Below are 8,034 nucleotides of genomic sequence, written 5' to 3' on the forward strand. Positions count from 1 at the left end.
CACAAAGGATATATTAAGTGTTCCACAAATATTGTGACATATTCCGTAATTCGGAGTATAGAGCGTGGTGAACCCGTATTCGACGTCTGTCGAGTACCTCGTGTTCACATTCCCTCATGTCATCACAATGGAGGTATAGTATGAAGAGTATGACAAAACTGATGGTAGTCGCCATGGTCCTCGCGGCTGCACTGGTCGTTGCACCGGTTGCGGCACGGTCGATCTCGATCTCGACAAGCGGCACTACCGTCTATGTAGGCGAAGAAAACCTTAACTTCGGCTCGGCTTTTGGTACTGCTCCTGTTACCCAGCTGGTCCACTACAGCGACCCCACGGCGGGAGCTATCGATAAGACCATTCTGGCGGATGCCAGCGGTAATATCACCGAGTTGACCAAGGCCGCCATTGGCACAACGACCGGCCCCTACTACGTGTTCAACGCCAGTGGGAGCCCCACCGACCGGGCTACATCTACGGGATACGTCAACATTCAGAACCCTCAGGCAACGCTGGATGTTGTGCTGGACGCCAACCGGCAGGAGTCCGTGAATGCCAAGTCCATCACCCGGGCGACCCCGGTGGCCTTCAAGCTGACAAACAACCTGAACGGTCTTGCCGGTACGGGCTCTGCGATGCAGATTGAGGTTACCATGCCCGGCGGCGGTGTGACGACCAACTTCGGCCAGAACCTGAAGGGTATTGTGGTTAACGGTGCGACCGTTGTCAAGGGCCCCGTCTCCCTGACGAACGCCGAGACCGGTACCTACACCGCCATTGCAAAGTGGCCCAGCGGCACCGACTTCTACGGCAAGGGCTTTGACTCCAACACCGTGACCTTCGAGGTTTCCAGCAAGGCGCTGACCCTCACGTCCAACAAGGACAACGTCGTTCGCGGCAACAGTTTCACCGTGACGATCGCCGGCGAGTCGCTCAAGACTTACCAGATGTACATCAAGCAGGAAGGAAGCCTTGCTGCTTCGGAGTACCCGTGGATCGTCGCAGGTCAGAACGGAGTTACCCTTGTTAACGACACCATCGCTGGAGCCAGCAACGTCACGGCGAATGTATCCACAAACGCCGGCGGCACGCGGTCCGTCCAGTTCAACACCAACTCGAGCACCGACGACCGGCAGTTCACCATCCGCGTCGAGGACCCGACCAAGACGAGCACCTACGACGAAGTCAAGGTGAGGGTTGAGGAGGGTGACGTTACCATCACGACATCCGGCACCGGTACCTACTACATCGGCGAGGAAATCACACTCTCCGGTACCAACACCGACAGTGAGACCGTCTACCTCTTCCTGACCGGTTCGAACCTTCCCCACAACGGTGTCATGCTCACCGGTCTCATGACCGATGTGCAGAACGGCAATGCGAGCACGTTCGATCAGGAAGACGTTGAGGCCGACGACACCTGGTCGTACAAGTGGAACACCGGCGACATCCAGAGGTCTCTTGACGCTGGCGGCTACACTATCTGGGCTGCCTCGCAGCCCGTAGACAGGGCTCACCTCTCCGATGCCAAGTACCAGTCGGCCCCCGTCAACCTCCGGTCCGGGTTCATCACCGCAACCTCGAGCGGCGCAGTTGTCGCGAGGGGTGACGACCTGACGCTCACCGGAACCGCACAGGGCGACCCCGGCAACGTTGCAGTCTGGATCTTCGGCAAGAACAAGCAGATCCTCGCCGAGTCCGCCACTGTTGAGGACGACGGCAGCTTCGAGTACGAACTCACGAACACCGACGACCTCTCCGCAGGCCAGTACTTCGTGGTCATCCAGCACCCGATGGGTGACAGGATCTTCGGAATCACGCCCGGTAGCGGCACTCAGGCAGGCTACATTGTCGGTGCAGAGGGCTCCGGTTTCACCTACGTGAACATCGCCCGGCTCCAGGCATCCGATGCAGCGACCGCGCTGATCAACGCCCTTGATTCCCCGAACATCGACGACACCTACGTGAAGCTCACCTTCGTTGTTGCGGAAGCGACCATCTTCATCGACTCGATCGGCGACAAGGATGCGGGCAGCACCTTCACGATCTCCGGCACCACCAACCTCGCTGTCGGTGACACGCTGAACGTCGAGGTCACCTCCTCTGCGTTCGGGCCGTCTGACAAGACCCAGTCCTCCGGCTTCTCCAGCGTTACCGGCACCACGACGGTCAAAGAGGGCGAGGGTGTCAACACCTGGTCCTTCGAGGTCAACGGAGCCAGCTTCAAGCCCGACCAGTACATGGTCAAGGTTGAGTCTATCGAGACCGACACGTCTGCGACTGCAAACTTCAACGTAGTCGAGCCGCGCACGACCCCGACCGGTACGGTCACCCCGACCGAGACTGGCACGACTGTGACCACCACGACCACCACCACGACCACGACCCCGACCACGCCCCCGACCCCCGGATTCGGAGCACTCCTTGCTCTTGCCGGCCTTGGTGCGGTTGCCTTCCTGGTCCTGCGTCGGGATTAAACCCAACTAACTTATTTTTTTGTTCCCCTGCTCTTTCGAGTGTTTTCTCGGGCACGGGGCGGTGCCCTGGTTTTCCATTCCTGATGCCGTGATTTCCGGGGTCTCCCTGGTTTTGAGACCAATCCTTGAACAACGGATACTCACTCGCGGTATCGATTGATGCCCCGTATCCCAAACGCTTGATGAGCCCGGTTCTATAACTGTCGGCTGATCCCCATGGGAAGGCGGGAAAACCCTCGCACCTACGATTCTGAGAAGTGGTCCATATTCCCGCTGTGCGTGACGACCGGCTCTATCATTCCGGCTTCTCCCAACCCCGTCGCCCCATCGGATCAGCCGCCCTTAAGTAGTACAAACCCTCAATTTTCAGATAGGATAAGGGTTCGCGTATGAAACTGACTGTAAAACTGCTTGACATAGCAAACCGGGGAGTTCTCCTCCACAGCACCGACGCACGGAGCATGCGGATCCGCGACGGCGACCGCGTCCTCGTCGCCGACGAAGCAACGGGAAAGACCGCCCAGGCCCATGTCGACACCACCGGCTCGCTCATCGCACCGGGCGTCATCGGCGTCTACCGGCCGCTGAATGCCACGCTTGCCGTCGATGAAGGGACCCCCGTCGAAGTCCGGGGCGCCGAGCGGCCGGCCTCCCTCTCGCACATCAAGAAGAAGATGGACGACGGGCGGTTTACCAAGGACGAGACCCTGGATATCGTGAAAGACATCGTCAGCGACACCCTCTCGCCCGGCGAGATCACCGCCTACGTCACCGCGTCCTACATCAACGGTCTCGATATGGATGAGGTTGAGTACCTGACGCGGGCCATGGTCGAGACCGGAGAACGTCTCCACTTTATCCGGCACCCTGTCGTCGACAAGCATTCCATCGGCGGCGTGCCCGGTAACAAGATCACGCTCCTGATCGCGCCGATCATCGCCGCAAGCGGCCTTCTGATCCCGAAGACCAGTTCCCGCGCCATCACCGGGGCCGGCGGGACTGCCGACCTCATGGAGGTCCTCGCGCCGGTCTCGTTCTCGGCGACCGAAGTGCAGCAGATGACCGAGAAGGTCGGCGGCACTATTGTCTGGGGCGGGGCTACGAACATCGCCCCGGCCGACGATAAGATCATCACTTACGAGTACCCGCTCCGGATCGACGCGCCAGGCCAGATGATCGCGAGCGTTATGGCCAAGAAGTTCGCCGTCGGCGCCGATCTCGCGGTTATCGATATCCCGGTCGGCCGGAACACCAAGATTGCGACGCCTCAGGAAGGGAGAAAACTCGCCCGGTCGTTCATCGAACTCGGCGAGCGGCTCGGGATACGGGTCGAGTGCGCGTTAAGTTACGGGGAGTCGCTTGTCGGCCACACCATCGGCCCGAACCTTGAGGTGCACGAGGCGCTTGCCGTCCTCGAGGGAGCGACCGAGCCGAACTCTCTGATCCAGAAGAGCCTCTCGCTTGCCGGGATAGCGTTTGAAATGGCTGGAAAGGCGGCATACGGCCAGGGATACCAGATGGCCACGGATATCCTCCGGAGCGGCAAGGCGCTTGAGAAGATGCGGCAGATCATCGAGGTTCAGGGCGGCGACCCGACAGTGAAGGCTGACGATGTCGTTCCGGGGGAGTACCGGTTCGACGTGAAAGCGCCGCAGGACGGCTACGTCATCGACCTGAACAACAGCGCGCTTGTCACGCTCGCCCGGCTTGCGGGCTCGCCCTACGACCACGGCGCGGGGATCTTCGTCCACGCAAAGAAGGGGACCCGGGTCAGGAAAGGGGACCCTATCTTCACTATCTATGCCGAGCAGGAGTGGCGGCTTGAACGTGCGATCGAGGTCGGCAGGGTGCTGATGCCGGTGGTCGTGGAAGGGATGATCGTCGAGCGTATTCCGCCCGAGCGCTGGGTGTAAACCGAAGCACTCAAATTTCTGGCCGCAGTACACTCCAGCATGGCAAAACACCGTCTCATCATAGCCTTTCTCATCGCCTGCGTCCTCCTCTGCTGCACGGCGCAGGCGGTCACCCTGCGCATCACCGTGGTGGACGAGGAAACCAACGACGCCATTTCCGGCGCCTCTGTCTACGTCGACGGCGTCTATGTGGGAAGCACTGCATCGGACGGCATCTACTCCTATTATCACTCCGAGGAGAGGGATGATCTGTATCTGAAGGTCGTCCGGTCGGGCTACCGGAACTGGGTGGATTACGTCGATTACGATGATACACGCGTCGAGGTCGAGATGATCCGGGAGGACGAGACCGTCACGTTCGAACTCTACGATGCGGTCACCTGGAACCCGATCTCCGGTGCCGTGGTGCGCGTCGAGAGCGATGATTACTCCGACTCGGAGGTCACCGGCAGCGACGGGAGTGCGGACTTTTCGCTGAAATCGGACGAGTCCTACAGCGTCGAAGTCCGTGCGTCGGGCTACCGCGACCTCTCTGAGACCATACGGACGGATGACAGCACCAGCGACGTCGTTCAGTACTGTCTCCTCAGTAACGACCTCCTGGCGGTCCAGGTCCTGGACAGTGAGACTTCGAAACCCATCCTGGGCGCGGAGGTCTTCATCGACGGCGCGCGCGCCGGGGCAACCGACGCCGCAGGCAGGCTGGCGCTCCACCTGGAGCGGGAGAAGCGGTATTCTCTCAAGGTCACGGCTACTGACTACCAGCCGTACCAGGAGAGTCGTTACCTCGGGACAGACTTTGTGTTCCTGCGGACGTCTCTCTCGAAGTCGTCATACCCGGTCTCGATAACTGCCTTCGACGAGGCGACGAAGCCCGTTGAAGGGGCGGAGGTTTACATCAACGGGACGCTCCGGGGGCAAACCAACCAGTACGGCCGGCTCGCACTCTCCGATATCCCTGCGGGTACCTATGAGGTCATGGTGCGGGCGTCCGGTTACGGAGACTGGAGCGAGACGCGCCAGATTGCCGGAGCGGGTGAAGAGATTGTCGCCGAGCTCGGTTACGACCGGGCGAGCGTCACCGTTCGCGCGGAGGGCACCGACCGGGAGGCAGTGGCCGACGCGGTCATTGTTATCGACGGTAAGGTTGTCGGGGTGACCGACGGCACGGGTTCCCTCAAGACGACGCTCGTCACGAACCGGGAGTACGCCGTCGCCGCGACCCGTGACGGTTATCGGAACATCTCGGTCAATGCGGATATCCCGCTCGGCACGACCGAGTTCACCGTTCCGCTTGTCATGGAGCAGACCTTCAACGTCTGGGTGCTCGTGGCCGGCGTCGGTGTTGTTGCCGTGATCCTCCTTGCGGCGGTCTTTGTCGTGCGGCGGAGGCAGGCCGGGAAGAACCGTGGCAAGCCTCGCATCCGGGACAGCCTGTAGGACCCGCAGGAAAGAATATTCCCGTGCGGCAGCCCCGGGAATATCTTTTTTTTATTATACCGGTTCCAGTGCGATAGTTTCTTTCAATCTATGCAATTATTATTCTCCAATCTTAAAACTACGCCTTCTCGGTTGCGCATTCTATTGACAATATTTATATACTCTGGTGTGTCAGGAGTTGATACGGTGACATATGAGCGGATGGACCTATGCGTGTCTGGTGGCGGGGCTGATCCTGCTGGCGGCTCCGGCCGGTGCGCTGATTCCTGATGATATCACGATAGCTGCGGATACCCCGTGGGTGACGGCGGGGAGCGGGGAGACCGCGACCGTGACGGTGCAGGTGCTGAACAATACTCCCGATAGCAATACCCCGGTCGCCGGGGTTGCCGTCGATTTTACCCTGGACGGTGATTCAGGGGGCATCTCTCCCGCGCAGGCGGTGACGGACGATAACGGTACGGCTACGGCGGTCTTCACCCCCGGGACCCGGAGCGGGGATGTGACGGTTACGGCGACGGTCGGCTCCCTCGCCGGGAGCATCGACCTGCATATCGATCATGCGGCCCCTTACCGGCTCGCAGGCTCCCCCGGGTATAGGCCGAAGGTGACGGTCGGGGGGACGACGGCGATCATCGTCCGGATGGTGGACCGCTACGACAACGTGGTGGATAGCCGGCGCGTAGCTGAGAACGTGACCTTCACGGTGGGCTCGCCCGGGGGAGGCGCGACTTTTGTCGGCGGTGATAAGGACGAGATCACGGTTCCGGTGGATGCGGACGGGAACGCCACCGCGACGCTCCGGGTCGATACGGTGGAGGGGGAGAATATCGTCTTTATCCAGCCGCCGGCGTCGGTCAGGAGTGAGTATATCTTCATCAAAGGCGTGGCGGACGGTATGCCGTTCAGCATCACGCAGATGGTTGAGCCTGCCAGCGCCTCGGTCCCGGCCGACAGCGATAAGGTGATCGAGTTCACCTACACCCTGTTTGACGAGTACGGGAATCTTGCGGAGGGCCAGGGTCTCTGGGTAAACGCCTCGATCCAGCGGGGAAACCGGCCTGAGGAGCGGGAGACCGCTCTCCTATACTCCAACTCCCACGGTCAGGTGATGATCACCTATGGGCCTGAGGATTCCGTCGGTATCGCGACCATCACCGCAACGGCCGCCGCGAACGCGAGCGTGAGCGTATCGCAGGAAGCCGAGTTCACCAGCACTGATCCGGTAGATATGCTCCTATCTGCGAGCCCCCAGTTCATGCCAAGCCGGGATGTCAATCTGAATTCTGTTGCGCAGCTCCGGGCCAAGGTGATGGATATCAAGGGGAACCCGGTCGAGGGCGAGACGGTGACGTTCAAGATCTTGTCGGTCTATGTCGGTGGGTACAACCAGACCGTGGCGCCGTATCTTGAGACAGAGGGACAAACTGAAGCAACAGCCACGACTACTAAAATTGAGTCCGGTCGCGTCGACCCTGCTGTCGTCAGGTTCTACGCCGGGAGTTTTACGACCGATAAAAAGGCGCCGGGCTGGAACGCCAATGCGACCGGCACGGCGACCGTCCGGGCGACATGGGGAAACATCAGCCGGGATATCGTCCTGACCTGGAAGAACTATCCCTACCTCTCGGTGGAGACCTCGGTCTCTCCCGAGACGGTCGCGGTGAACGGTACGGTCGACGTCACCATACGGCTGAAGGGGGACGGATATAAACTGCAGCCGGACCCGATCGACGCGGTGCTGGTGGTCGACCGGTCGGGGAGTATGAAGTGGGATATCGATAAAAATAGTGGTAACTCGAACGAGAGAATGAATGCAGCACGGGGCGCGGCGGAAACGTTCATCAGTCAGATGAACTCGGGCCGGGATCGGATTGGTCTTGTCTCGTTTGCCTCCGAGACGACGGTGAATAATGATCTGGGCGACTCATTTGATAAGGTAAACGCTAGTCTAAATGGGCTCAATGCGAACGGTGCTACACAGCTGCGGCGGGGGATCTACGAGGCAATACTCATGCAGAATGAAAGAGGACGATCCGATGCCATCAAAGCTGTGATCGTCATGACTGACGGCGACTGGAACTATGATGGAAGCCCGATTGGGCACGGAACGGGATATCCTGCGAACTCTTCAGATGCTTATAAATTCAGCGGCAACAATTTAGAGCCTAATAACTATCGATACTACGACGGTCTTGGCGGAACTC

Annotated in this window: 4 protein-coding genes; all 4 read left to right on the forward strand. The window is 59.9% G+C overall.

All coding sequences use genetic code 11. The features are described 5' to 3' along the window. Window positions 1–140: 140 nt before the first annotated feature. Window positions 141–2,474, forward strand: a complete 2,334-nt coding sequence (locus BRA42_RS03945; RefSeq protein ID WP_342771111.1) for an MEMAR_RS02690 family S-layer glycoprotein — start codon at window positions 141–143, stop codon at window positions 2,472–2,474. A gap of 389 nt (window positions 2,475–2,863) precedes the next feature. Beyond that, on the forward strand, window positions 2,864–4,387 hold the full coding sequence (locus tag BRA42_RS03950) for an AMP phosphorylase (RefSeq protein ID WP_292406120.1): 1,524 nt from the start codon (window positions 2,864–2,866) through the stop codon (window positions 4,385–4,387). A 39-nt stretch (window positions 4,388–4,426) separates the two neighbouring features. Then, window positions 4,427–5,827, forward strand: coding sequence for a PEGA domain-containing protein (locus BRA42_RS03955; protein ID WP_292406117.1), 1,401 nt, complete (start codon window positions 4,427–4,429; stop codon window positions 5,825–5,827). A gap of 193 nt (window positions 5,828–6,020) precedes the next feature. After that, window positions 6,021–8,034, forward strand: a 2,014-nt coding sequence (locus BRA42_RS03960; RefSeq protein ID WP_342770457.1) for an Ig-like domain-containing protein, incomplete at its 3' end; no start/stop codon positions are given.

The sequence above is a fragment of the Methanoculleus sp. UBA374 genome (assembly GCA_002508705.1).
Lineage (GTDB): Archaea > Halobacteriota > Methanomicrobia > Methanomicrobiales > Methanoculleaceae > Methanoculleus > Methanoculleus palmolei.

Bases quoted from the DNA above. Each gene is read 5' to 3' on its own strand.
- BRA42_RS03945 (WP_342771111.1), top strand. From the start codon at position 141: ATGAAGAGTATGACAAAACTGATGGTAGTCGCCATGGTCCTCGCGGCT.
- BRA42_RS03955 (WP_292406117.1), top strand. From the start codon at position 4,427: ATGGCAAAACACCGTCTCATCATAGCCTTTCTCATCGCCTGCGTCCTC.
- BRA42_RS03950 (WP_292406120.1), top strand. From the start codon at position 2,864: ATGAAACTGACTGTAAAACTGCTTGACATAGCAAACCGGGGAGTTCTC.